A 26,498-nucleotide genomic window follows, 5' to 3' on the forward strand; every position below is an offset into this window, starting at 1 on the left:
TTTTTTGTCAGTATTGGCAGGTTGTTGAAGTGGGTTAAGATAATGTCATTATTTGTATTTTATTTGGCGTCTTTCTTGGCGTTGTGGTTATAATGGAGGGAGTTAACACTTTTTTATGAAAGTGTGTTGATTGTGGTTTTGTGGAGGGAGGCACTCAAAGGTTTTAGTTGGGTGCATGGTGCATGACATAAAAGGGTGTGTAGATTTCTGTTAGAAATGCAGTGTTAAGCAAGTGGTACAAATCCCCATTTTGTTCTTTTGGTTTCTGTAGTGCTTTCTTTCAGTTGATCAGCTTAGATTGCTGAATTGCTAGGTTTTCTGGCCGCCCTTTGTGCATGGAGTGATTCAAGGTGCAAATTAGGAGGGCATATTCATGCGCAGTGCGGTTTATAATCATTTACGGCTTTTGGCATTTCAAAAAAATGCTCGGCAGCTGTTGCAATACCTATTTATCTTATTGCTATCTGTTTCGGCATTTACCTACGCCGAGGTGGCCGTAGATGAAGAAGTTTCTCCTTGGCAGCTCTCCATAGTTGGTGCCAGTACTGGTGATGTGCTTCTAAGTGGTGATGAGCAGGCATTAAGCCTTGGGATTTCAGAGGTTTGTGTGGCTGAAAGCCAAATCTCTGAAGAGTTTTCCTCCAGCTCTAGTGAAGATTTATCCCTGTTGGGGTTCCAGAGCTTTGGCAGCGAGGCTTTGTCGCTACTAAATGAACGTGCCACTGTAACGGCTCAGGCTGAGCAGGTTCTGCTGGCGCCAACGGTGCTCAGTGACTCAGATGAAATTACGCTCAGCGCCTTCATCAATTCTGCAACGGATTCTGGTGCAGGCACCGACTCGCTTTCGATCTATCTGACCGATAATGAGTATGTAGGTTATGGTGTTCAGTATCAGGGGGATGGCACAACCGGTATATGGGCCCTCATTCAATTCAACGGCGCAGACAGTCAATCCAATTTAGCTGAGGTAGCTGCTACTGATAATCACCCAACAACTGGACAAACCGTCACACTGAAGCGTTCTGGTGATACGTTAACAGTAACTGTTGGGGGTACTGATATTGGTCTTTCCTATACCGTAAATGATGGCATTGATAATCTCTCCCGCTACGGTATGCGCTCCACCTCGCTTGAGGCTAGCGATAATAATTATCTAGATGATCTCACTCTGACCTTTCCCTCAAACGCTACTTGCCCGGCCCTGGCCGACACCGGTGAGTGGGATGATGCCTATTCTCTGCATTTTGTTTACCAGGAATTGCTGCAGCAGGGAGAGTTGATCGCGCGCTTATCCAGTCACAGCAATAGTGGATCGGGTATTGCAGGTATTGCGTTACGAAATGGCACAGCGGCAACGGATAAAGCTATTGCACTGGTGATGGACCCGGCCGATAACAGTATTGGGCTTTTTACCCGAGATACGGATGATGCCGCCAGCATCCTAACGTCTACCGGACAAACCGGTGCTTTGCCCCAGTGGCTAAGATTGGTACGTGACGGTGACACTATCACAGCTTATATCTCTACAGATGGTGAAAGCTGGACCCAGGTGGATAGTGTTTCAATCAGTTTCGACGATATTATCAAGGCCGGAATCGCAGTGGCCGTTACCGGAAGTGAAGCACAAACGCTGGAGTACGATAACCTCAGTGTCGTCAATGAATTATCTGGTGATATTACGTCAGACTTAGAGCTAGCAGCACATCAAACCTATGTAGTGACTGGGAATGTGGATGTTAATAGTGGGGTGACGCTAACTATTAATGAAGGCGCGACCATTCTATTTGATGGTAATTTTAAGATTGAGGTGAATGGTCATCTTACAGCCTCGGGCGGAGAGTATACGCCTGTGGTATTTACCAGTGCACAGGTTGCGCCAGCTAAAGGGGACTGGTATGGCCTGGTAGTAAATAGTGGTGGTTCATTAGATTTAAGTAATACTATTGTCGAATATGCCTCTTATGGGGTGTATGCGAAGTCCGGTAGTACCTTTGGCGTTAGCGACAGTACCCTGCAGTATTTAAATGTAGATGGCATCTTTGTCTATAACGCCAGTGGCTCAATTAGTAACAATACTATTCAGTATGCAGGTACTTCTGGTATATATCTGAGTCGTGTCGATGATGTAACTGTCAGCGATAATACGATCACAGATAATAAATATGGTTTTTACATTAAGGGTGATACTAATGGCGTCACCACGCCAGTCCTAACGGGCAATACGATTACGGGTAACAGCAATAATGCGGTCTATTTGTATGGAGTTAACAATGTAAGCTACGACCCGCAGCCGGTAATTACTGGTAACAGTATTCACAGTAATAGTGGTTACGATGTAGATACTTATTATTATTTTAGTGGTGGTGTTACGATCAACGCTACGGGCAACTGGTGGAATACCACAGATCCAGGAGAGATTGGGGCCGAAGTCTACGACTATAGTGACAATACCTACTTGCGACCAATAGTGGATTACAGTGGCTACCTGGATGGAGAAGATGGAACGGCAGTGCCCGTCAACGGATTATTGGGTTATCTAACAGAAGATATGACCCTGGCAGCGGGCACCACTTATACCCTTTTGGGAAAAACCTACGTACAAAGCGGCGTGACCCTGACAATAGAAGCTGGCGCCCGTATTGAGTCAGGTCGGAATTCTAGCCTTAAAGTTTCAGGCATTCTGGATGCACAGGGTACCAGTGATAACCCGATTGTATTTACCAGTGCAGAGACTACCCCCAGTGCTGGAGACTGGGTGGGTGTTGTGGCAACAAGTGGCAGCACGGTGAATTTAGATCATGTGATATTGGAGTACGGGAATTACGGCCTCTACGCAGGTTCGGGCAGTAGCTTCAGTCTTAGCAATAGCACCTTGCAGAATCTTGGTACAGACGGTGTTTTTGTCTATAACGCCAGTGGCTCAATTAGTAACAATACTATTCAGTATGCAGGTACTTCTGGTATATATCTGAGTCGTGTCGATGATGTAACTGTCAGCGATAATACGATCACAGATAATAAATATGGTTTTTACATTAAGGGTGATACTAATGGCGTCACCACGCCAGTCCTAACGGGTAATACGATTACGGGTAACAGCAATAATGCGGTCTATTTGTATGGAGTTAACAATGTAAGCTACGACCCGCAGCCGGTAATTACTGGTAACAGTATTCACAGTAATAGTGGTTACGATGTAGATACTACTTATTATGTCAGTGGTGGTGTTACGATCAACGCTACGGGCAACTGGTGGAATACCACAGATCCAGGAGAGATTGGGGCCGAAGTCTACGACTATAGTGACAATACCTACTTGCGACCAATAGTGGATTACAGTGGCTACCTGGATGGAGAAGATGGAACGGCAGTGCCCGTCAACGGATTATTGGGTTATCTGACTGAAGATATGACCCTGGCAGCGGGCACGACTTATACCCTTTTGGGGAAAACCTACGTACAAAGTGGCACGACCCTGACAATTGAGGCCGGTGCTCGTATTGAGTCTGGTGGAAACTCTAGCCTTAAAGTTTCAGGTACTCTGGATGCACAGGGTACCAGTGATAACCCGATTGTATTTACCAGTGCAGAGACTACCCCCAGTGCTGGAGACTGGGTGGGTGTTGTGGCAACAAGTGGCAGCACGGTGAATTTAGATCATGTGATATTGGAGTACGGGAATTACGGCCTCTACGCAGGTTCGGGCAGTAGCTTCAGTCTTAGCAATAGCACCTTGCAGAATCTTGGTACAGACGGTGTTTTTGTCTATAACGCCAGTGGCTCAATTAGTAACAATACTATTCAGTATGCAGGTACTTCTGGTATATATCTGAGTCGTGTCGATGATGTAGCTGTCAGCGATAATACGATCACAGATAATAAATATGGTTTTTACATTAAGGGTGATACTAATGGCGTCACCACGCCAGTCCTAACGGGTAATACGATTACGGGTAACAGCAATAATGCGGTCTATTTGTATGGAGTTAACAATGTAAGCTACGACCCGCAGCCGGTAATTACTGGTAACAGTATTCACAGTAATAGTGGTTACGATGTAGATACTACTTATTATGTCAGTGGTGGTGTTACGATCAACGCTACGGGCAACTGGTGGAATACCACAGATCCAGGAGAGATTGGGGCCGAAGTCTACGACTATAGTGACAATACCTACTTGCGACCAATAGTGGATTACAGTGGCTACCTGGATGGAGAAGATGGAACGGCAGTGCCCGTCAACGGATTATTGGGTTATCTGACTGAAGATATGACCCTGGCAGCGGGCACGACTTATACCCTTTTGGGGAAAACCTACGTACAAAGTGGCACGACCCTGACAATTGAGGCCGGTGCTCGTATTGAGTCTGGTGGAAACTCTAGCCTTAAAGTTTCAGGTACTCTGGATGCACAGGGTACCAGTGATAACCCGATTGTATTTACCAGTGCAGAGACTACCCCCAGTGCTGGAGACTGGGTGGGTGTTGTGGCAACAAGTGGCAGCACGGTGAATTTAGATCATGTGATATTGGAGTACGGGAATTACGGCCTCTACGCAGGTTCGGGCAGTAGCTTCAGTCTTAGCAATAGCACCTTGCAGAATCTTGGTACAGACGGTGTTTTTGTCTATAACGCCAGTGGCTCAATTAGTAACAATACTATTCAGTATGCAGGTACTTCTGGTATATATCTGAGTCGTGTCGATGATGTAGCTGTCAGCGATAATACGATCACAGATAATAAATATGGTTTTTACATTAAGGGTGATACTAATGGCGTCACCACGCCAGTCCTAACGGGCAATACGATTACGGGTAACAGCAATAATGCGGTCTATTTGTATGGAGTTAACAATGTAAGCTACGACCCGCAGCCGGTAATTACTGGTAACAGTATTCACAGTAATAGTGGTTACGATGTAGATACTACTTATTATGTCAGTGGTGGTGTTACGATCAACGCTACGGGCAACTGGTGGAATACCACAGATCCAGGAGAGATTGGGGCCGAAGTCTACGACTATAGCGACAATACCTACTTGCGACCAATAGTGGATTACAGTGGCTACCTGGATGGAGAAGATGGAACGGCAGTGCCCGTCAACGGATTATTGGGTTATCTAACAGAAGATATGACCCTGGTAGCGGGCACCACTTATACCCTTTTGGGAAAAACCTACGTACAAAGCGGCGTGACCCTGACAATAGAAGCTGGCGCCCGTATTGAGTCAGGTCGGAATTCTAGCCTTAAAGTTTCAGGCATTCTGGATGCACAGGGTACCAGTGATAACCCGATTGTATTTACCAGTGCAGAGACTACCCCCAGTGCTGGAGACTGGGTGGGTGTTGTGGCAACAAGTGGCAGCACGGTGAATTTAGATCATGTGATATTGGAGTACGGGAATTACGGCCTCTACGCAGGTTCGGGCAGTAGCTTCAGTCTTAGCAATAGCACCTTGCAGAATCTTGGTACAGACGGTGTTTTTGTCTATAACGCCAGTGGCTCAATTAGTAACAATACTATTCAGTATGCAGGTACTTCTGGTATATATCTGAGTCGTGTCGATGATGTAACTGTCAGCGATAATACGATCACAGATAATAAATATGGTTTTTACATTAAGGGTGATACTAATGGCGTCACCACGCCAGTCCTAACGGGCAATACGATTACGGGTAACAGCAATAATGCGGTCTATTTGTATGGAGTTAACAATGTAAGCTACGACCCGCAGCCGGTAATTACTGGTAACAGTATTCACAGTAATAGTGGTTACGATGTAGATACTACTTATTATGTCAGTGGTGGTGTTACGATCAACGCTACGGGCAACTGGTGGAATACCACAGATCCAGGAGAGATTGGGGCCGAAGTCTACGACTATAGTGACAATACCTACTTGCGACCAATAGTGGATTACAGTGGCTACCTGGATGGAGAAGATGGAACGGCAGTGCCCGTCAACGGATTATTGGGTTATCTAACAGAAGATATGACCCTGGTAGCGGGCACCACTTATACCCTTTTGGGAAAAACCTACGTACAAAGCGGCGTGACCCTGACAATAGAAGCTGGCGCCCGTATTGAGTCAGGTCGGAATTCTAGCCTTAAAGTTTCAGGCATTCTGGATGCACAGGGTACCAGTGATAACCCGATTGTATTTACCAGTGCAGAGACTACCCCCAGTGCTGGAGACTGGGTGGGTGTTGTGGCAACAAGTGGCAGCACGGTGAATTTAGATCATGTGATATTGGAGTACGGGAATTACGGCCTCTACGCAGGTTCGGGCAGTAGCTTCAGTCTTAGCAATAGCACCTTGCAGAATCTTGGTACAGACGGTGTTTTTGTCTATAACGCCAGTGGCTCAATTAGTAACAATACTATTCAGTATGCAGGTACTTCTGGTATATATCTGAGTCGTGTCGATGATGTAACTGTCAGCGATAATACGATCACAGATAATAAATATGGTTTTTACATTAAGGGTGATACTAATGGCGTCACCACGCCAGTCCTAACGGGCAATACGATTACGGGTAACAGCAATAATGCGGTCTATTTGTATGGAGCTAACAATGTAAGCTACGACCCACAACCGGTAATTACTGGTAACAGTATTCACAGTAATAGTGGTTACGATGTAGATACTTATTATTATGTCAGTGGTGGTGTTACGATCAACGCTACGGGCAACTGGTGGAATACCACAGATCCAGGAGAGATTGGGGCCGAAGTCTACGACTATAGTGACAATACCTACTTTCGACCAATAGTGGATTACAGTGGTTATTTGGATAGCGCTAGCGGTGTTCCAGCATACGACCACTATCTCCGCTTTGATATTGATTCTGATACGACCTTAGCCGCAGGTTCCTATGTTGTTGTTGACGATATCAATGTAAATAGTGGTGTGAGTTTAAGCGTAGAAGCTGGAGCAATATTGGTATTCTCTGCCGGTTACTCCCTGACAGTAGAGGGGGACCTGTTAGTTAGTGGTTCCAGCTCCCAGCCGGTGTTATTCACCAGCGAGGCCCAATATCCTGCGGCTGGGGATTGGCAGGGTATTGTTGTTGCCAGTGGTGGCAGTGTCAGTATTGATAATGCTTACGTCCAATATGCAGAAACAGCAGTCTCTGCGACTTCACCCAGTGCGTTCAGTGTTACCAACAGTATTATTACTAACTTCAGCGAAAGCGGAATTAGCATTAATAATTTTTCCGGTGGCACAATTGCCAATAACCTGATCCAGAATGCGGATTACACCGCTACAGGTATAGCCCTGGATACTGCATCCCCAGCAGTCACTGACAATATTGTTACTGGCTTGAATTACGGTGCATATATTACCGGAGCATCTTCACCGAGCTTAACGGGTAATAGTTTTATCAATAATAACTATGGTATCTATCTGAATGGCTCGGGCAGTGATGCCACTAACCCCACGCCCACGATCATTGGCAATGACCTCTATGGCAATGCCAACGGCAGCCTGTACCTCAATAACTATGGCAGCAGTTCGGCAGTGGTATTGAATGTGACTGGCAACTGGTGGGGCAGCGCTGCGCCAGAGTGGGGAGTGGATATTATTGGGGTTGATTCTCCAGAGACTGCTGTAGATTATAGCAATGCCCTGGCTACAGAGATCCGCGCAATAACATCTAACTTAAGTGGGAATTACGAATACTTTTCCCCGAATAGTGATGGCAACCAGGATACGCTGGCCATTGCTGCCACCCTGAGCTCGAGCAGTAGTTGGAGCTTGGAAGTCAGTAGCGAGTCCGGAACCGTTGTAAATAGTTTCTCCGGAACTGGCACAGATATTAGTATCGACTGGGATGGCAGCGATAGTAGCAGCACCCTACTGAGTGATGGTCGTTACTATTTATTCTTAAAGGTAACTGATGCGGAGAATACCAGTTATCGTGCCGGCGCCATTTGGGTGGAGCTGGATAACACCGCACCCACCGTCGAAATGAGCAATATTAATGACGGCGATATTTTATCAACTGGGACTACGACTCTGGAGATCGAAGGTAGTGCTACCGACAGATTCTTAGTCGAGTACACTGTGGATTACCAGCTGAGTAGTGATGTTGATAACTGGGTAAGTCTCGAATCCTCAACAGCAGTGGTGAGCGAAAGTACTCTTGCTGAATGGATCGTTAGCTCAACCGATGGAACTGTTGAGGCGCCGGAAAATGGCGAATACCAGGTACGTCTAGTAGCCAGTGACAGGGCGGGCAATATCTCTACGATAATTCGTACGGTTACCCTCGACCTGATCAGTATTACCAACGTCAGCCGCAACCAAACTACGGTTAACCCAGTTGCTGGAGAGAGCCTGGTAATCAGCTTTGATTTGTCGGTTGGTGCTACCGTTACGCTAGATATTAAAGACGAGCAAACTGGAGTACTGATTCGTAGCGTAGTGGAAACCTTTGATAGTGCCGGTAGTTACTCCCTGAGTTGGAATGGTAGGGATGACGAAGGTGATTATGTTCCGGAAGAAGCATATGTTTATTTTCTCACTGCGGTGAGTGGTAGTGTGAAAGGGGTGTATGAGATTGAGGATAGTAATATTATTGGCGGTAACTTAGGCGGTAGCATGGATTCTACCATGAACGCAGTACAAAACGACTTTATGAAGATTGGTGTTACATCTACAGAGAATATCCGTTTGACCATGGAGGTAACACCGAATGGAGGCGATACGCGACTTATGTATGATAGCGTTCCTATGGAGTCGGGTACCCACTACTTAGCTTGGGATGGTCGCACTGCAGATGGTGTACTTACCACAGGTTATTTTTATGTTTACATACCGTACCATGAAATTTTGCCCACCAATGTTGTAATTATTGACGGCATAAATCCAAGTATTAGTGGCACCCTGGACGCGCCCAATATCGAAGTAAAATCCGATCCTTATTTGATGTATCATAGCTACGATCAAATTTCGAAAGTAGCTTACTTATTGGACCAGGATTCCTACGTAACCTTCAAACTGTTACCGCCGGATATCGGTGATCCGACAGATGCCGGAGCGATCACCTTGATCGATAACCAGCTGCAAGCTGCGAATGACAGCGATGGTGCAGTGGCCACCCACGAAGTGGAGTGGACGGGTTACGAAGAGAGCGATGGCAACGCGATTATGGTCTCGGATGAAGGTGTATATAGTTTCTGGATAGAAGCGACCTCGGCAACTACTGGGGCCAGCACCACCTACTACGGGGCCTTGCAGTTGTATCAGTAGCAACTGTATCAATAATAGTTAGAGCGCTAGCGGTGTTTTTAATCCATCGCTAGCGCCGTAACTGCCAAGTCGGCGCCAACTCAAAAAAACAACCAAGAGAACAACGTGAAAGCCTTACTAAAGTCCAACGTGGTCATTGTGACTTGTGCATTGCTATGGTGTGCCTGCGTTTACGCAGAAGAGGATATTGCTTACCTGGCCCCGGGCAAACAGGGGTACTGGCAGGTATGGGTAATGGATACCGAGGGCCAACAACACCGGCAACTCACCCACTCAGCCTTCGATAAAAATAGCCTTAGCTGGTTTCCCGATGGCAAGCGTTTGCTGGTAAATGGCAGCCAGGGTGAACTGCATGAAGTGGGGCTGGCCAGCGCCAAAGAATTGCCAATAACAATGCCGCTTAAAGGTTTTATTGATGCGAGCCTAGCGCCGGATGGAAAATCTGTAGTCTTTTCTCTCAGCACCTCCGACAGTGTTGACGATAACAACTTGTGGCGATTGCCGTTGGATGGCAGCGACCAGCAAAAGCTCACCAATATGCGTCATATGCAGCACGAACCCCGCTGGCATCCAGATGGCAACACCGTGTATTTCTTATCCGGGGATGGTGGCGAAGCCCACGATATCTGGGCGCTGGATTTGAATTCCGGAAGCAAGCGGCAACTGACTTTTAACAGTCTCTACAACTTTGATGTTGTCGCCGATGCAAAAGGCCGATTGGTATTTTCCAGTAACCGTGCCGGCAACTACGACCTGTGGTTGCGCGAGAGCAACGGAAAACTCAAACAGCTCACCACCGATACCGCACTGGATGCCGCCCCCAGCTGGTCCCCAAAAGGGGATGCCGTTGTATTTCAGTCTACCCGCGATGGCGCCTATAACCTGTGGAGGTTAACGCTCGATGATGGTGAGTTAACCCAGCTGACCCAATTTACCAGCGGTGCCCGCAAACCCCTATGGCGGCCACAGTCCGCGCAAGGCAAATCAGTACTATGAATAAGATGTTAAAAAAAATCGGCCTCACCGCAGTATTGGCCGCTCTGGTTACGCCCTTGGCTGGCTACGGACTGTCTATTTCCGGGGTCAATAGTGAATCCCGCTCATTTGCCCCTGCCCAGGGTGAACAGTTCACACTGAATTACCATATTGATACGCAAGCCAACGTCACGATTAATATCTACGACGCTCGCGACCTGCTGATCAAAACGGAATACCGCGAACAGCTGGCGGCGGGCGATCACCAGTGGCAGTGGGACGGCACCGACCAGCAGGGGCGCCCGGTACCCGCAGAGGCTTATCACTACACCATCAGTGCAAAAGCCGGCGAGCAAACTGCCGAGTACGACCTGACCGATATTACCGGTGGTGAAAGTGTTGCGGTAAACGATCTGAGTTGGAATGCGGAGCAGGGCAGTGTGGATTACACCCTGCCACAAATGGCCCGCGTCGCAATTCGGGTGGGATTAAAAAATAACGGCCCACTGCTGAATAATATTATCGACTGGGTGCCGCGCGCATCTGGCCAGCAAACAGAAGCCTGGGATGGGCAGGATGCCTCCGGCGCCCTGAATTTAAAGGGCCACCCAGCGCTGGAATTAATTCTCAATGCCTTCGCCTTACCCCGCAATACCATTCTGGTGAGCCGGGATAAATCATCTTCTGACGCCCGCTTTGTGCAGGATATGCCGTGGGGCCAAAGCCCGCGACAAAAAAAGAAATCTCATCGCCCGCGTATTCACGCCCCCGCGCAACGGGACGCATTGAGCCGGGGAGACTTCCCGCTGGAAATTTCACTGGTGGGGGACTACCGCAAAAATAGCGAAGGCACCCCGATAGTTAGTGGCACTGTACCGGTACGCATTAATGTACAGCCAGAGCATATCGCGCAGCTGGCCTCAAAAAGATTTGAGCCGGTGTACTTTGTCGACGGCCAGTATATTTATGAGAACGAAGTGGGTTACTTCCCCACCACTTATCGCTGGGACAGCCGCAACCACAATCCAGGCGAGCACTATCTCACCGTCAATTTGCGCGGCTACCTGGGCAACTTTGGTATGGCCACCCTAAAAGTGGTTATTGAAAAGCCCCAGGCCGACGATTCAGCGAAAACTCTCGCTCATAAAGATTAACTCTAATGCGAATTAGACATTCAGAAGGATGTGAAGCATGAAGCGAACGACGGAATTAATCCAGATTCTATCCCTGGCAATTATTGCACTTTTTACCGGTACTGGGGCTCACGCAGCCAAGCCAAGCGCCCATATCCAGCAGGTCTCCCAAGCTGAAGCCCAAGCGGCGGTTGAGCAAAAGGACTACAAGCGGGCGCAAGCCTTGTACAACCGCCTGCTGCGACAGCAACCGCAAAATTACTCGGCCATGATTGAACTGGCCCAGCTGGAAAAGCAGCTAGGTAAATACAAAAAAGCCAAGCAGCACGCTTCAGTGGTGTTGAAACAAAATAGAACCCACCGCCAAGCCCTGCAATTGTTGGCCCAAATCGCCATTCAACAGCAACAGTGGGCAGAAGCGGAAACCTATTTCAGCCGCTTAATAAAAAACCACCCGGAACACGGCTACGCCTATCTTGGCCTAGCCCAGGCTTACCAAGCACAGGGCAAGGATGAGCAGGAACAAACCGCTTTGAAAGATTATCGCCTGTGGCGTGCCGCACAATAATATCGTCCGATTTTTACTGAATAAGAATCACACTCCTGGCCAGTAGTTGGGGGATAGGAAATACCCATGAGCAGTTTTGCCAACAAAATACTAAAAACACCGCTAAAAGCCCTCGCAGGATTTAGCAAAACCTTGGAAGGCGCCCGGCGCGTCTGCGCAAGCGCGAACTCTATTCGTCCGCCCCTAGCCTCAGCGATGTTGGCTTTAACCCTGGCCATTGCCGCCAGCCCTACTCAGGCCCACACCTTTGGTGGTGGTACTGGCTCTAATAGTGATGATAGCGGGGGCGGTGATAGTGGCGATGGGGGAGGCTGCCCCAAAGAGGAAGTTGAAGGGGGTACGGTTGTACTTTACAGCGGACAAGAACGCCACAAAGAAACCGATATGGTGGTCAATGGCAGCTACCCGATTCAAATTATACGCAAATACAATAACCAATCGGATTATGATAGTGCTCTGGGTTATGGCTGGGCTTTCGATCACGATTACCGCTTGTATGAATACCCCGATGATAAAGTAATAATCCGCTATTGTGCCGGGCACCGCGCTGAGTTTGTTTACAGTGGCGGTGCCTATGTGAGCGATGTAGCTGGGTTGCGTGGAACCCTGAGTGAAGATAGCGATGGTACCTACACCTTTGCCCACAATAATGGGCGCAAGGATTACTACGATGCTGAAGGCCGACTGACAGCACGGGAAAATAAAAACGGTCAGCGCCTGGAGTTTACCTACAGCAGTGAACGCTTTCCTATCGTCGGTACTTCTCTTTATTCCGTTGATCCCTCTAAGCCGATGACGGTGGCCTATAGCTACCAGTTGCAAAAAATTGAAGAGCGCCTGGCAGATGGCAGCCTGAGTGGCAACTACGTTAGCTTCAGTTACGATAGCGACACCGGCCGTGTTACCCAAGCGGTGGACCACACCGGCCGCACTATCGTCTACAGCCACGATACACTGGACGATAGTGAGGGCAATACCCTAACTTCAGGCAACCTGATTAAAGTCACCGGCCTGGAAGGATTGGTATCTACCTATAAATACGAAGACAGTAATGATAGCCACAACCTGACCTATTTCCAGGTGGGTGAAAATGCTACGCCCTATGAGGAAACTTACGATACCGAAGATCGGGTGATCAAAGAGGTCTACGGTAATCTGATTTTCGAGTTTGACTATGTCACCGAGGGTTATGAAACCGAAGTCACTACCACTATTACCGATGCTGATGGTAATAATCCTTATACCACCACCGAGCGCTACGTATTTAACGAAGATGGTCGCACAGTGGAGTACGAGGATCAAGCAGGCTATCTCACCGTAAAAACTCGCGATGCTAATAATAACGTTACTCGTAAAGAGCGCTATGGCCTAGCCGATGACAATGGTGATCGCACCCTGGCGCGGGCTATTGATTACACTTACAACACCGACAACCGTCGTCTGAGCGAGGCAGTTAACCTGGCTAGTGGTGAAATCATTACCACTAGTTGGACTTATGAGGGCGGCTGGGTTGCTAGCGAAGAGATAGTTTCCTCTGCTGATGCCGCCACGGTGTTCCGCACTGAATATACTTTTAATTATGATAGTGATGGCAATCCCCAGACCCTGGCCAGCATCAAACAATTAAAGGCTGATGGAAGTTATCAAACTGCTAACTATAGCTACAACGCTCGCAATCAGCTCACTACTACTACTTATGCTGATGGTAGCCAGTATGTGTTGGAATATTCGGGTGATAGCCTCTACCCCACCAAAGAGTATTGGAAAGACAGCAATGGCAATAGCTTGGCTACTGGAGTGCAAACCAACACTTATGACCAAGCAGGCAATCGTTTAACTGCTACTGATGCTATCGGCAACACCACTACCTACACCTACGATGATAAAAACCGCCCGGTGCAGGTGACCAACGCTCTGAATGAAGAAACCCACTACACCTACACAGATAATAATTTGGTGCAGGTGGAGATGGGGCGAGCTATTGATAGTTCCACGGGGGAGATTACTGCCGGACAGATTATTCTACTGAATTACGACGGTAAAGATCGCATTACCAGTATCGAGCGTCAGGATAGTGTTGGTGCTGAAGCCACCTACCAAAGTTATACCTATGACAGTTTGGGGCGACGCCTGAGTGTGAGCGATGCGCTGGGTAATGGCAGCAGCTATGGCTACGATCTACGCGGTAACCTGATCAGTTTCAGCGATGTCGATGACAATACTACCACCTACACCTACGATGCTTTGGGCAACCGTACCCAGGTTACTGATGCCAAAAACCGCGTAACCCTGTACAGCTACGATGAGATGCACCGCCTGGTACAAACCGAGAACCAGGCCCTGAGTCCGAGCTTGGTGACCAGTTACAGTTATGATGCCGTGGGTAACCTACTCACAGTTACCGATCCAGAAAGCAACACTACTGCCTATACCTACGATCGTTTACGCCGCAAAACTGCCGAGCAGCGTCCGGGAGGAGCGGTAATTACCTACAGCTATGATGGCCGCAATCGTCTGGCCAGTAAAACAGGTGCTCGTGGGCAAGTACTGCAATACACCTACGAGGACTGGGGTGGACTGGCAACTATTGGGCACTTTGCCAGCGCTACGGACTATATCGGCAATAATGCTGAGCGTACTCAAAGCTTTGCCTATAACAATAACGGTCGGCTCACTCAGACCATTGATACAGCGATACAGAACACGGCGCTTTACACTCAGAGCTATGATGCCCTCAACCGTTTAAAGCAAACTATCAGTCACTATATACCTGGCGGTGACCGCACTCTCGCTTATAGCTACAACAGCAAGGGTAACCTGAGCGGCATCAGTTTGGATAATACTGCTGAATCCGGCGGTACTTTGGTCAGTCATAGTTTTGCCTATGACGACTACAGTCGTTTAAGTAGCGCTACTTTGGCTGCCAATAGCCATACGCTGAGTTATGACAGCGCCGATCGCTGGAGCGGTATTACCTATGCTTCTGGCGTCAGTCGCACCAACACCTATAACGAAGATAATACCCTGGCTACCGCGACCCTGGTGGATGCCAACAGTACCACGCTTGAGGCACTTAGCTATGCCTATGATGCGGTCAACAACATTGAGAGTTATACCGACAATGACGGCACTCAGGCATTTACCTACGACGGTATGGACAGGCTTACAAGTGCTGACTATCCGGATGCCACAGGCCTTACAGACGAACAATTCGATTACGACGGGCTAGGTAATCGTGAGGACCCGAGCGACAGTGCCGCCTACGAATATAACGCTAATAATCAGCTGATCAGCCAAAATAATGAGGCATTGATTCGCAGTTATGACGATGACGGTAATTTAATCTCCATTACCGGAACAGAAAATAAAACCTTTACTTATGACCGAGAAAATCGTCTCGCCAGCTACGCGGATGGCAGTACTTCGGCTGGTTACGGCTATGGTACTAGTGGTCGGCGCTTGTACAAAACTGTTGATGGCACCACCACCTGGTTTTTGTGGGATGGCACTCAAGTAATTGCGGAATTTACCGAAACGGATGGCACAGCTAGCCTAAGCAAGCGTTATGACTATCTGCCAGGCGCGTATGCACCGTTACAAGTAACTGATAACAACGGCACTTATGAGGTATTCAGTGACCACCTAGATACGCCCCGGGTGCTGGTTGATGCAACGGGTCAAGTGGTCTGGCGCAGTATGCGTACCGCTTTTGGTGAAACCACTGTTGATGAAGATGTCGATGGCGATGGAACGACGGTGGTCTTTAATGTGCGCTTTCCGGGGCAGTATTATGACTCGGAGAGTGGGCTGCATTATAACTATTTCCGTGATTATGACCCAAGCATCGGTCGGTATATTCAGTCTGATCCTATTGGGTTGAGTGGCGGATTAAATACTTACGGATACGCACTCCAAAACCCTCTGTTCTATATAGATGCACTTGGTTTGATAGCATGTGGTTCGTTTGATACAACCTTTACCTGCTCTTGTAAGACACGCACTCGTACAGCGCAGCAAAACTGTAAAGATGCTGGTGGTGTTCCATTATTTCCGGATCTGTTAAGGGACGATGAAACTGAAAGTTGCCCTAGTAATGATCGGGAAAATTGGGAAAAAATTCCTGGATCCGACCAAGCGTATAGGCCTAAAGGGAAGAAAGAGCCTATCTTTGAAAAGGATCGGGGAGGTGATAGGAGTCATGGAGGTAGTAAATGGAAAAAATGGAATAAAAAGAAGGATTGGGAAAAAGGAAAGCCTAGAGATGGCACGTATGATGAAAATGGGAAGAGGCTAAGAGATTAATGAGAAAATTTTCTCCTTTAAAGCCTGAAAGGCAGATGCTTTTGATGCGTCAGTTTCCAAATCTTATGGAGGTTGATGCTTGTGAGGAAGACTATGGATATGCAAAAATTGCGATATCCTATTTTGATCATTGGTTAAGTGAATCTGAGGCTTGTGCTGCTTTTTCAAATGTTAGCCTGGAAGAATCTCTCAATAGAAAGAATAAGCAGTTAGGGTTTTGTAGGCGGCTTTTAGAAGCGACTGAAGTTCTAAACTTTAAGGTTTTTGGTCGTCCGAATAATAGGCGTGTTAAATTTAGGGCATTTTGTGATAATGACGTTGCGCTGCGTTATTGTTCTGAGGCGTATGATAAATTTAGTTCAAGGTTTTTTTTTAAATTAGTAATCCCAGAATATTCAGCTTTATATTACCAGGGTTACGATGCAACTAATTATATTTATTGCAGGGGCGGTGAGTTTTCTAATAGGTTAAGATCCTTAATTTATGATAGTGGGCTAAATGTGCTGGACTAATAGGTTTAGTCCTGGGTATCCAAAGGTTGGAAGGTGGATCTGAAAAAGGACAGCCATGGATTGGAGGGTAAAAGCTGGGTGAGAAATTCTGTGCCACAGGGCGGGGGTAAAACAAAAAAGGACAGCCATGGATTGGCATGGATTGGCATGGATTGGAGGATTCTAGGACAACAAAAAAGGACAGCCATGGATTGGAGAAAAGGTAGGCCCTTGGGTATATTCAGGCATCATGAGATTCTAGGACCAAGACAAAAAGGACAGCCATGGATTGGATTATGGATTGAAGGGCAAAAGCTGGGTGAGAACTTCTGTGCCATGTGTCACAGGGCGGGTAGATGGAGTGCCTACAACAAAGTGGGTGGCGGATTGGCGCTGATAACGTTTTTAGATCGTAGGTAAAAAGATGCGGGGGCAGGTAGGGATACCAGTACTCTGGGGATAACTAGTGTACTGTATTAAATAGATTGCTGATTTGAGAGTGCTTGGCGTGCACGCTCCACTTTCAATAAAATTTCCTCAGCAGATTTCGTCCACACAAAAGCTTTCTTGGCTTCATTATGTGTTTCAATAAATTTCACGATAGCCGTTTCCAACTCCTTGACTGAGGTGAATACCCCTCGGCGCAACTGCTTCTCTGTGAGTAATCCAAAAAATCTTTCTACCAGATTTAGCCAGGATGAACTGGTCGGAATAAAATGAAGATGAACTCGTTTGTTTCTCTTGAGCCAGCGCTTTACATTTTCATGCTTGTGAGTCGCGTAATTATCGACGATAAGATGAAGATCCTGTTCTTTGGGTGTTTGCTTTTCTACGGTCTTTAAAAAGCCTAAGAACTCCTGATGACGATGGCGCTTTCTACACTCACCTATGACCTCACCAGTCAGCGTATTAAGGGCGGCAAAAAGAGTGCTTGTCCCGTGACGTTTATAATCATGGGTCATGGTGCCACACCGCCCCGGTTTCATGGGTAGTCCAGGCTGTGTCCGATCCAGGGCCTGAATCGAGCTTTTTTCATCCACACAAAAGACAACAGCATTTTCTGGCGGTGACATATACAAGCCAACAACATCGCGTAATTTTTCTTCAAAAGCAGGATCGTTACTCACCTTGAACTTTTCGGTTAGATGAGGCTTAAGGCCCACTTCCTGCCATACCCTGCTGACAAAAGAGTGGTTAATTCCTAAGACTTTCGCCATGCCTCGCGTTGTCCAGTGTGTCCCATCCTTTGGCTTACTTCCTGTCGTCATCTTGATAATTTTCGAGCGGAGTTTTGCCTGCTTTTCTGAATTCTTACCGCCATGATTAGCCCCCCTGGGCAAATCCTTCTCTATACCTGCCAGACGCTTTTCTGCAAAACGATTGCGCCATCGGCCCACCGTATTGACATCAATGCTTAACTTTTTCGCAATTTGGTAGTTGGGAACCTGCTTGGCAGCGAGCAAAATAATCTTTGACCGCTCAGCCAATCTCACCGATATTTTTCGACTTTTTATATTCTTTTCTAACTGCTTTTTTTCTTCCGGTGATAAATTGATTTCAACTTGAGCTGGCATTGGTCTTCACTTAATCGCTAAATTAAGCTCACATTATATATCGGTAATCTATTTAATACACTACACTAGGATTCGAAATTATCTTGTTCAGCTGGGCGCGGGGCTAAGAAATTGTTGGCAGTCTCGCAGCCCATGTATCCAGCGTTTATCGAGCTGAAGGCAGGCTTTTCGCACAGCCTCTGCTGATCCCACCAAGCTTTTAAATCGGCTTTCAAAGTTCCGGTTGAGGTGGAGCCAGTGTTTTACTGAGATACCCAGCCGATCCAGGATCGGGGGTGTATTTTGAGAAATGGCGCCGCGCTTCCTCGGGTCTAAATGCCGACCACTCCAGTCCACTAATGCCAAATAGTGATCCAGCTGGAAGGGCAGTCCTTTCGGCATATCAAGGCGCTCGCCGCCCACAAACGGCAGTAGTTCCTTGGGCTGTTTACCTAAGACCGCAGCACGAATGCGCTGCTGAACGGAGGTGTGATTAGAGTCTTCTGGAGTTTTTGCCATATTGGCGCGGATAGGGTTGAGATCGACATAGGCCATGCAGGCAGCCAAGGCGCTTTCATCCAATAGTGCTTGAGACTTGAAGCGCCCCTCCCAAAAGTGACCAGTGCAGCGGTCTTCTGTATTTGCTTGACGGGCGATAAACTCATTTAAGCAGCGCATAAACCAGCTGATATCCATTAATCGCTCCCGCCATAGCTCAATCAGCTCTTTAAGTTTGTGCTTTTCACTGAAGTCTAGAGGGGTGCCCTGAATAAAGCGCCGAGCCAAATTAGACACTTTAAATAGCTCCTGCCAGCGAAGAATAACCTCAGTGTCAGACCAAACCCTAGCGGTCTTAGCATCGATATAGAGCACGATATGATAATGGTTGCTCATCACGGCATAGGCTGCAATATCAAGAGAAAAGACACTAGCCAGTTGTTGCATTCTGGCCTCAATCCACTGACGTCGATGCTCATAATCTCTCCCAGAGTGAGCATCTTTCCCACAAAGGAATGCCCTGCGCATACAGCGGGAGACACAATGGTAGTAAGGGGTTGCATGGAGGGAAATTTGCGAGCGGCGAGGCTGGGTCACGGGTCTGGGATTTAACTGTTTTAATATATAGTGTTTCTATACTGCTGTTCGTATAGTGTCAATGGCTGTGGCGCCTTACGATCTTTCTTTGGTGGGTGTCCCGAGATGTTCTCGGTTGGGGAATAGCGACTAGATGAAGATAATACTTCCCCATTCTTCTTCGCTAAGAGACTAAGTGATGACGGAAGGGCAACAATGCTAGATTTGGCGCTATAGAAAAGTGGCTGGAATCAGAGAGTTTGAACTTTCTACAGCTGTGGGGCCCTTAGAGCGATTCCTGCTCCGTATTGTGACTTTTTGAAAGGTTTAGATATTTCTGCGAAATCGTATCTTAATAGTGGACCTCCCTGAAAGCCAGAGACCTTACGGGATTATTCAGAAAATCCTTAAGATTTTCTTTACTAGACTCAGCGGAATTTTGAACTGGCGTATAAAGCAATTGCTATCTATAAAGTGTTACTATCAAAGGGTAACAAACGCTTTGAAGATTTTAATAAAGGCTCATAAATATGAGCCTCAGGAAATCCATTCTTTTCTCGCGAGTATAGAGTAAGTTTATCTAGTAGTTGCTAATAAATATAGTTGTCCACAAACCACCAGAAATAGAATTTAGTTTTTGATCCGGTGTTTTTGGCTAACTTTTTCATTTTAATAAGGCTATCTTTATCATAGTAATTCTGATCCAAAATTATACCTAGGGGCTGGATTAAGGAGTTTAAGTTTTCTCGAGGATCTTCTTCGAGCAATAACAGTTCAGCATTAAAACCTGTAGCAACTGAACCGGCCTTATCACTGATACCCAGTGCTTTTGCTGGATGGTAGGTCGCCGCTCGCAATACATCTTCAATGGGAATCCCCACCTCCAGCAATCGTTGCATTTCTTGAATAGTACCCAAGCCGTTGGGGGTATAAAAGGTCCCTCCATCTGATCCAATCAGTATCTCAACACCGGCTTGGTTTAGCTGCTTGGTCATATTTCCAAAAAGGCTAGACTTGCTCAGCCAATCCTGTTGCGTCTTTTGGCTATGTATTCCATTAACCGCCTGCTTACCCATCGTCTTTATCGTAGGGTGAATGAACTCGAGATCATCAGTCACGCTCTGCCAGTAATCTGGGCCGTATTGCGCAATCTTTGCTACATTGTCATACACGATTAATGTGGGACTAACTGGTACATTACTTTTTAGTAACTGTTGTACAACATCATCAAAGTTACCCTGCTGGTAATCGTAACTCATATGAGCCTGAAAAATCATTTCCACATGCTCTAATGATTGTGGTTTAGCCGATAAGTATTCATCGAGTGTGACATCAAAAGGCGGGTGGCCAGCTACAGGCATATCGAGTTTCTTTGCCTCATCAGCTATAGCGAAGAAAACCTTACGTGATAAACCATCGTAAACTTTAATTTGCTGATATCCCAGTTGATATTGTTGGCGAACCAGTTGGCGAGCCTCATCTTCATTGTCAATAAACTTGTGATGTGAAGCACTTGCATAGTGGGAGTGCTGATTAATGGGCGAACCGGATAACACCATATGAGGTCCGGCTATCTCTCCGGCATCGATCCACTTCTTAAGAATACGCTGAGGGGAGTTACCTGCCATAACTCTTGTGCGGGTAACCCCATGTGCCAACATGGCCAATAGATCGGATCGACCCCATATATGGCTGTGCATATCGATTAAGCCGGGCATCACATATTTACCGTGGCCATCAATCCTTAGCTCTCCCTCTATAACCGGTATGGCATCGCGAGTAACTTGTACAATTCTCCCATCTTGAATAAGGAGGTTTTGACTGCTAGAGGACGTATTATGTTGGGTATCGATTACTGTGGTGTCGGTAACGACAATACGAGTGTACTGCTCAGCCAATTTATGGGAAGAGGGAGGCATGTACCATGCACATCCCCAAGAGCCGAGTGCACCAATGCTAGCGAATACTAAAGTAGCTATCGTCACAATCCAGAAGCGAGCAAAATAGGCTGAAAGTTTCATAATGACCTCTTGTGATTCGAAGAGGCCAAAATGCCAGGAAACTCAGCTTTTGGCGTCCAAAATCCAGATTTTGCACGTCCAATATGACAATTATTGGGATTTTTCTGATAGGTACTGACTAGGTGTCATACCAGTGTGGCGTTTAAATAGGCTATTAAAGCTGGATTTAGAGTTAAAGCCCGCTTCGATAGCAATATCGAGTACACGAACCTTATTGCCGAAATCACTCTCTTTTGCTAAATCAAGTTGTGAGACTACATCCGCCAAACGCTGCGCGTTAATATAGTCATTGAAGTTACTACCATAGCTCTGGTTAATAGCCCAGGAAATGTCCTTCTCTCCCAGCCCCGTATGTTGTGCTAAATCCCGGAGGGATAGCCTTGGTAGGCGATAGAGCTGTTGACCATGAACCAGCTTGTGAAGTTCCTTAAAAAGAGTATCCGCCTGAGTCGTTTCGGCAGCATTACAATTTCCCTCATCACAACGCGCTATAACTGATAAGCCCAGAGCTTGCTCACCATCTGTTAAGCCCGCAAATAACTGCGGCTCTCTAACTGCACGAATTATGAGCAAAGCAGTGATCAAAAAATAGCTTAGCTGCATAACAAAGTACCATCTAAGCAAAAAAGGAACAGGCAAGTAAGGCTGCAAGTTATGCCGTACTGCATCCACCACTGCAATAGCAACCATAGCCCATAGAGTATGTTTAACCCAATCAGCTCTCAATTTGTTAGCATTGGAGCGATTCTGGGGTAAAATATGTTGATATCGAATAAGTGCTTTTATACTTAAGAAAAAGTAAACAACCTGACTTAAAGTACCTGCGGCTAAAACCCACTGGGGCCAATGATTAAATAACAGACTGATAGCTGCTGGCACTAAGTGCAACCACTGTTTAGGCTGTTGTTGGTAGTTGGCAGATATTAACTGCGCAACCACCGCAAAAAATAATGGACCAATCAATAGTGAAAACGAAGGCGTGACTAAGTAGCCAAGATCAATTACCCCGGTTTCCTCTACAAAGTTAAATACCATCAATAGCGCAATGGCACCTAAAAGGCACCGTAGTGCCAAAAAGCGGTTTTGCGCCCAAAGTAACGCAATACCTAGAACCGATAAGGTTAAAAAGGCTACCTGCAAAAAATTAGATACGGAGTAATTTACCATATTCACTCAATTTAAAATCTACAACATAATAATACCTACACTTAACTCTGAAGTACATTAGCTCAAATGGTGATGCGCTTCAGAGTTGAATGTAGGTTTAACATCCATGGACACCTTTTTAACTGACCAGCTTGAAAGACAACCCCTGCCACCAAAAGCTGAGATTGGTGGCAGAATTCCACCCTCAATAAAGGCGGCTTTTCGATCAATTGTGTCGAAAATCACTCTGGTAATGAACTATAAATGCAGGATGCATTTGAATATATTATTTATACCTGTGAGGTGGTCTGATTCTACCCGCCAACGACGGACACATAACTCAATAAAGATTTGCTCGACGCTACCATTGTGAGAAATTTATTCCTGATAGGAAACCGTCCAGCATCTCGCCCATGAACCAACCATAACCAAATATAAAAGCGATATACAGCACTGTGAGTATCGGAATTGCGATTGCAGAAAGCCTATTGAAGGGCTCAACCTCAATAAAAGCAACTTCTGGTGAGTTAGGTAAGACTTTGATATTAACATGATCACCCACTTTGTACTTTTGGAGAAGTTCATGTTCTAAGTTATGATCTTTGAACAATTGAGGGGATCTTAGGAGCGGAGTGTCAGAATAATATCTTTGCCCCTTAAAGTCATACTTATATTTTATGTTAGCCTCATAAACCCGCTGGCCTTCTGTATTAATAAAATTTACCAGCTTGGACTCTATGATTTTTCCGCGTACTACGGGGAGGGATCTCCATTTACCTTGGATACGCCTATAAATATAGGTCTGTATCACGCCAGCAAACGCCAAAAACAAAAGACCGGCGTACTTTAAGATACTCAACATAATTATTTATTACCAAAATGCAATGCCCACTTTGTGCTTTATACACATATTGGAATCCTATTCAAAGCTTTATACAGAGAAATAGTCTAATCTCCCAACAAGGGTGTATAAAATTCAATCGTTTTATTGGTGCTATCGCTTGAAGGCCTTATTTACAGAGTCTCGGCAGAGCTTGGGAGACCGTCAATTTACGTACACCACCGCAAGGCCTCCTACCTCACTCTAGTCGAGGCAGCCAGTATGCCAGCCATACCTATCAGACGCTGCTGAAGGAGCATGGAATGGTATGTTCAATCAGCTGTAAAGGAAATTGCTGGGACAATGCACCAACTGAACGGTTTTTTAGCAGCCTGAAGCGAGAGTAGCTAACGGAAAACCTCTATGAAATAAGGGAGCGTGCGAAGCAGGTGTGAGGGCCTATATTGCTGATTACAACTCACGTAGAATACACACAACATTGGGGGATGTAATCCCTATCGAATTTGAGGAATGTGCCTAAAGAGGTATCCGGCTGGACTTGGCCGCAATATAGGATTTTAGAAAATTCAAATACTACCTCGAAGAGACCTTCCTTTATTTTTGATCTAAAAAATGGAAAAGTGAAATACTCTCTTCTTCTAAAATAATAATACTCTGAAGATATATACTTCTGCCTTCTCATCTAGGTTTTGATCACTTCGTTTACGCTCAGAATTCCCATAAATTTCTAAATTAGAGCTAAGTGGCGGTTTTAGGTGCAATCGTGTCAAAACCGCTCAGACAATAGGCTGTAGATGCGGAGCGTACTTGAACATACAGTTTATACCTGCTCCAATACACAATCTATTTCTGTCTCCACAAGCCACGTCGGATCTATGAAACGGCTCACTTCAACAAAAGTACATGCGGGCTTTATGGTAGCGAATTGTTCTCCATGCGCTTTTGCGGCTTCTTCCCAGCGGGATATATCAGTAAGCATGATGCGAGTTCTTATAATGTCAGATGGACTTCCGCCTGCTTTTCTAATAGCCTCGATTGATAGCTCTAGGCAATACTGGGTTTGAGCATACACATCGCCAGTGTAAACAGTCTCACCATCCTTTATGGGTGCCGTACCGGAAACAGAAATTAAGTTTCCGACCCTGCATGCTCTAGAAAAGCCTATCGGCCCCTCCAGATGAGAACCTGAAGAAACTACTTTTCGCATCTTTCTGTCCTTGGGTATTAAGTTTTAATTGTGTTTATACACAAATTTTAGTTCTATTCAAAGCCTTCGCGTAGAGGAAAGTAAATATTTTTTTAGTCGTGCCACCTTCGCCAAAGTTTTTGTGCTTGAAGCCGGGCAAGAAGTAAGGTTACAAATCTCCCACTCACCAGAGAAGAGGATTATATAGTATTAGTCTGTTGGCGGGTGGGCAAGATCAGTTTGTTCTACTTTGCTGGGTTTCATGAAGTTAAATTCCCAAAGCTTCGAGTATCACTCCCCCTTGAGTTTCATTAACCTTTTGTAGTTTAAAACGGTTGATATATAACGCCGCTAACAAGGCCTGGAGAGCTTGGGTGGCGTAGACCAGGTGGACTGCGGCTTACTACTTGCGATTGTTAATTTTTTGGGCTCGAACGTTACACTGATAATCTCCAATGCTAGATAGCAAACACACAATGCCGCAAATTAAGGCGAAGAAGGCCAGAATTCCAAAAAAAACTGGTTGATCTTTAACCGTTAAAAGAACTTCTTCTGGTCGGAAATCTCCCTTTTTTAGTAGGAATTCTCCATTCAGTAGAAGCCAGGGGATAAGTCCCAAAAATATACTCAAAGATATCAGTAAGTTGATAATTGGCGGCTGCTTGGCTCGCCTGGGAGTTCCGAATTGTATTAGTGCTTTCCAGTTCATATGAATCCTTAAGTTGCCAATAGTAAGGGGTGGAGTATTTGCATGCAATCGTTTGGTGTGACGCTTCCCCTAAATTTTAACGCCGGCACTTAGTGCAAGTTAAATGAGGTCTCAATAAATATGATTCAAGCATATCAAGGTTTGATGGTGTTGAGTAGTGCCAATATTTTTTCTTCTGCATGTAATAATCTTTTGTGATTGTTATTTTATCAGGGCTGGCTGTTTTCTCGGGAATAACCATATACTTCCATTTTTGTGTCAGATAATGACCTCTTTATCTACTGTCGACATCCCTTTTCTAAATTAGATTCGGTATGCCAAATGTCATCTCTAAGTTCTACAGCTGAATCTCAAATGTTACCTTTAGTTGGACGCTCTTTCCAGATAATTAGTTGATGTATTTTAGAGTTGAATACATACTATGTAGTAAACTTGGCGTTTTTTGTGAGTTCATGAAAATATCCTACTATGTATTTTTGATATATATCTACAGATTTCTCGTTACCCTCTGGGTATGAATGTAACGCCAGCTTGATAAAGGTTTTTAATTCAGGCATATGATCTATTCGTTCAGATTTTACGAGATCTCTTACGCTCTGCATATAATCCGAGTGTATATTACCTTGCCCCCAAGTTTGTAAAATCTTACAGGCTAGTTTAATGGCGCTGCCCTCGTTTAGGAGTTTTATATCTAACGAATACCCACCGAGAGAATCATGGTTAAAATCGATATACTCTAAAGGGTCAAACTCTTCCCACTCTGTGCCAAAGTCATCAAAAAGCCCGGAATAATCAACGCATGTATAGTACATGTATAATATATCTTTTATCGCGCTCTCTGTCCGTAAGAATGCCTCAAAAGCTTGTTCTTCGGTAAGGCTATTCATTGCGAGGACTCATAGCATCTACAGTAGGGATGCGAAAAGCCGTAGTAAATGGCCTGTGATTGTTAGGCATATTCTTGCTCTATTGTCCTTTCTAAATATTGAATTGCTGCTCTAATGGTTGGGTGTCTACGAACCCAAAACTCGCCTAGAAATTCATCTATCGTTCTATTTTGGAGTAATGTCTTCATGGTTTTGGCATCGCGAGCCTGTAGGAGTTCATGTGCCAGCTCAATTACATCTTCGCTATGAGCTGCTTGAGGGGTGCCGATTTCTTCGTTCCATTCTTTTTGAATGGCTGAAATTAGTTTACCCGCTGCTTTTTCCGACTTTGATTTTTCTCTGGGCATATTTTGATG

General features: G+C 45.9%; 14 protein-coding genes and 1 pseudogene. 7 read left to right on the top strand and 8 right to left on the bottom strand.

Translation table 11 applies throughout. The features are described from left to right. Nucleotides 1-373 precede the first annotated feature (373 nt). The 6 genes from ACJJIF_RS00725 to ACJJIF_RS00750 all read left to right on the top strand — a co-directional run bounded on the left by ACJJIF_RS00725 (nt 374) and on the right by ACJJIF_RS00750 (nt 16,746). Nucleotides 374-9,256 carry a right-handed parallel beta-helix repeat-containing protein gene (locus tag ACJJIF_RS00725; RefSeq protein ID WP_444930351.1) on the top strand — a complete coding sequence of 2,961 codons (8,883 nt, stop codon included), beginning with the start codon at nt 374-376 and terminating at the stop codon, nt 9,254-9,256. Between the two features lie 105 nt (nt 9,257-9,361). After that, nucleotides 9,362-10,252, top strand: coding sequence for a TolB family protein (locus ACJJIF_RS00730; protein ID WP_444930345.1), 891 nt, complete (start codon nt 9,362-9,364; stop codon nt 10,250-10,252). Next, a complete protein-coding gene (locus ACJJIF_RS00735) occupies nt 10,249-11,385 on the top strand; it encodes a FlgD immunoglobulin-like domain containing protein (RefSeq protein WP_444930346.1) in 1,137 nt (378 codons plus the stop codon). The genes ACJJIF_RS00730 and ACJJIF_RS00735 overlap by 4 nt, the downstream gene beginning before the upstream one ends. 37 nt (nt 11,386-11,422) lie before the next feature. Further along, nucleotides 11,423-11,932 carry a tetratricopeptide repeat protein gene (locus ACJJIF_RS00740; protein WP_444930347.1) on the top strand — a complete coding sequence of 170 codons (510 nt, stop codon included), beginning with the start codon at nt 11,423-11,425 and terminating at the stop codon, nt 11,930-11,932. A 66-nt stretch (nt 11,933-11,998) separates the two neighbouring features. Beyond that, nucleotides 11,999-16,234: an RHS repeat-associated core domain-containing protein gene (locus ACJJIF_RS00745; RefSeq protein WP_444930352.1), complete on the top strand. Its 4,236-nt coding sequence runs from the start codon at nt 11,999-12,001 to the stop codon at nt 16,232-16,234. Next, nucleotides 16,234-16,746 (top strand): hypothetical protein, encoded by a 513-nt coding sequence (locus ACJJIF_RS00750; protein ID WP_444930353.1) that lies wholly within the window; start codon nt 16,234-16,236, stop codon nt 16,744-16,746. The genes ACJJIF_RS00745 and ACJJIF_RS00750 overlap by 1 nt, the downstream gene beginning before the upstream one ends. Nucleotides 16,747-17,201: 455 nt before the next feature. Here the strand turns inward: ACJJIF_RS00750 and ACJJIF_RS00755 are convergent, their stop codons facing one another. From ACJJIF_RS00755 to ACJJIF_RS00775, 5 genes are all read right to left on the bottom strand, one after another. Beyond that, nucleotides 17,202-18,299, bottom strand: a complete 1,098-nt coding sequence (locus ACJJIF_RS00755; RefSeq protein WP_444930354.1) for an IS630 family transposase — start codon at nt 18,297-18,299, stop codon at nt 17,202-17,204. Nucleotides 18,300-18,386: 87 nt separating this feature from the next. Beyond that, nucleotides 18,387-19,223, bottom strand: a complete 837-nt coding sequence (locus tag ACJJIF_RS00760; RefSeq protein ID WP_444930355.1) for a transposase — start codon at nt 19,221-19,223, stop codon at nt 18,387-18,389. A 719-nt stretch (nt 19,224-19,942) separates the two neighbouring features. Beyond that, on the bottom strand, nt 19,943-21,373 hold the full coding sequence (locus ACJJIF_RS00765) for an amidohydrolase family protein (RefSeq protein WP_444930356.1): 1,431 nt from the start codon (nt 21,371-21,373) through the stop codon (nt 19,943-19,945). A gap of 90 nt (nt 21,374-21,463) precedes the next feature. Further along, on the bottom strand, nt 21,464-22,540 hold the full coding sequence (locus tag ACJJIF_RS00770) for a helix-turn-helix domain-containing protein (RefSeq protein ID WP_444930357.1): 1,077 nt from the start codon (nt 22,538-22,540) through the stop codon (nt 21,464-21,466). Between the two features lie 340 nt (nt 22,541-22,880). Next, entirely contained in the window at nt 22,881-23,381 is a 501-nt protein-coding gene (locus ACJJIF_RS00775; RefSeq protein ID WP_444930358.1) for a DUF3592 domain-containing protein, read from the bottom strand. 191 nt (nt 23,382-23,572) lie between these two features. On the opposite strand from ACJJIF_RS00775, the pseudogene ACJJIF_RS00780 reads away from it, so the two are divergent. Further along, nucleotides 23,573-23,743, top strand: a pseudogene (locus ACJJIF_RS00780) (IS3 family transposase); the annotation flags it as partial. Nucleotides 23,744-24,180: 437 nt separating this feature from the next. Here the strand turns inward: ACJJIF_RS00780 and ACJJIF_RS00790 are convergent. From ACJJIF_RS00790 to ACJJIF_RS00800, 3 genes are all read right to left on the bottom strand, one after another. Beyond that, on the bottom strand, nt 24,181-24,567 hold the full coding sequence (locus tag ACJJIF_RS00790; protein ID WP_444930360.1) for a RidA family protein: 387 nt from the start codon (nt 24,565-24,567) through the stop codon (nt 24,181-24,183). Between the two features lie 1,107 nt (nt 24,568-25,674). Then, on the bottom strand, nt 25,675-26,142 hold the full coding sequence (locus ACJJIF_RS00795; RefSeq protein WP_444930361.1) for a hypothetical protein: 468 nt from the start codon (nt 26,140-26,142) through the stop codon (nt 25,675-25,677). A 62-nt stretch (nt 26,143-26,204) separates the two neighbouring features. After that, nucleotides 26,205-26,489 carry a hypothetical protein gene (locus tag ACJJIF_RS00800; RefSeq protein WP_444930362.1) on the bottom strand — a complete coding sequence of 95 codons (285 nt, stop codon included), beginning with the start codon at nt 26,487-26,489 and terminating at the stop codon, nt 26,205-26,207. Nucleotides 26,490-26,498: the final 9 nt, after the last annotated feature.

The sequence above is a fragment of the Microbulbifer regidiadema (SeqCode) genome (genome assembly GCF_052467605.1).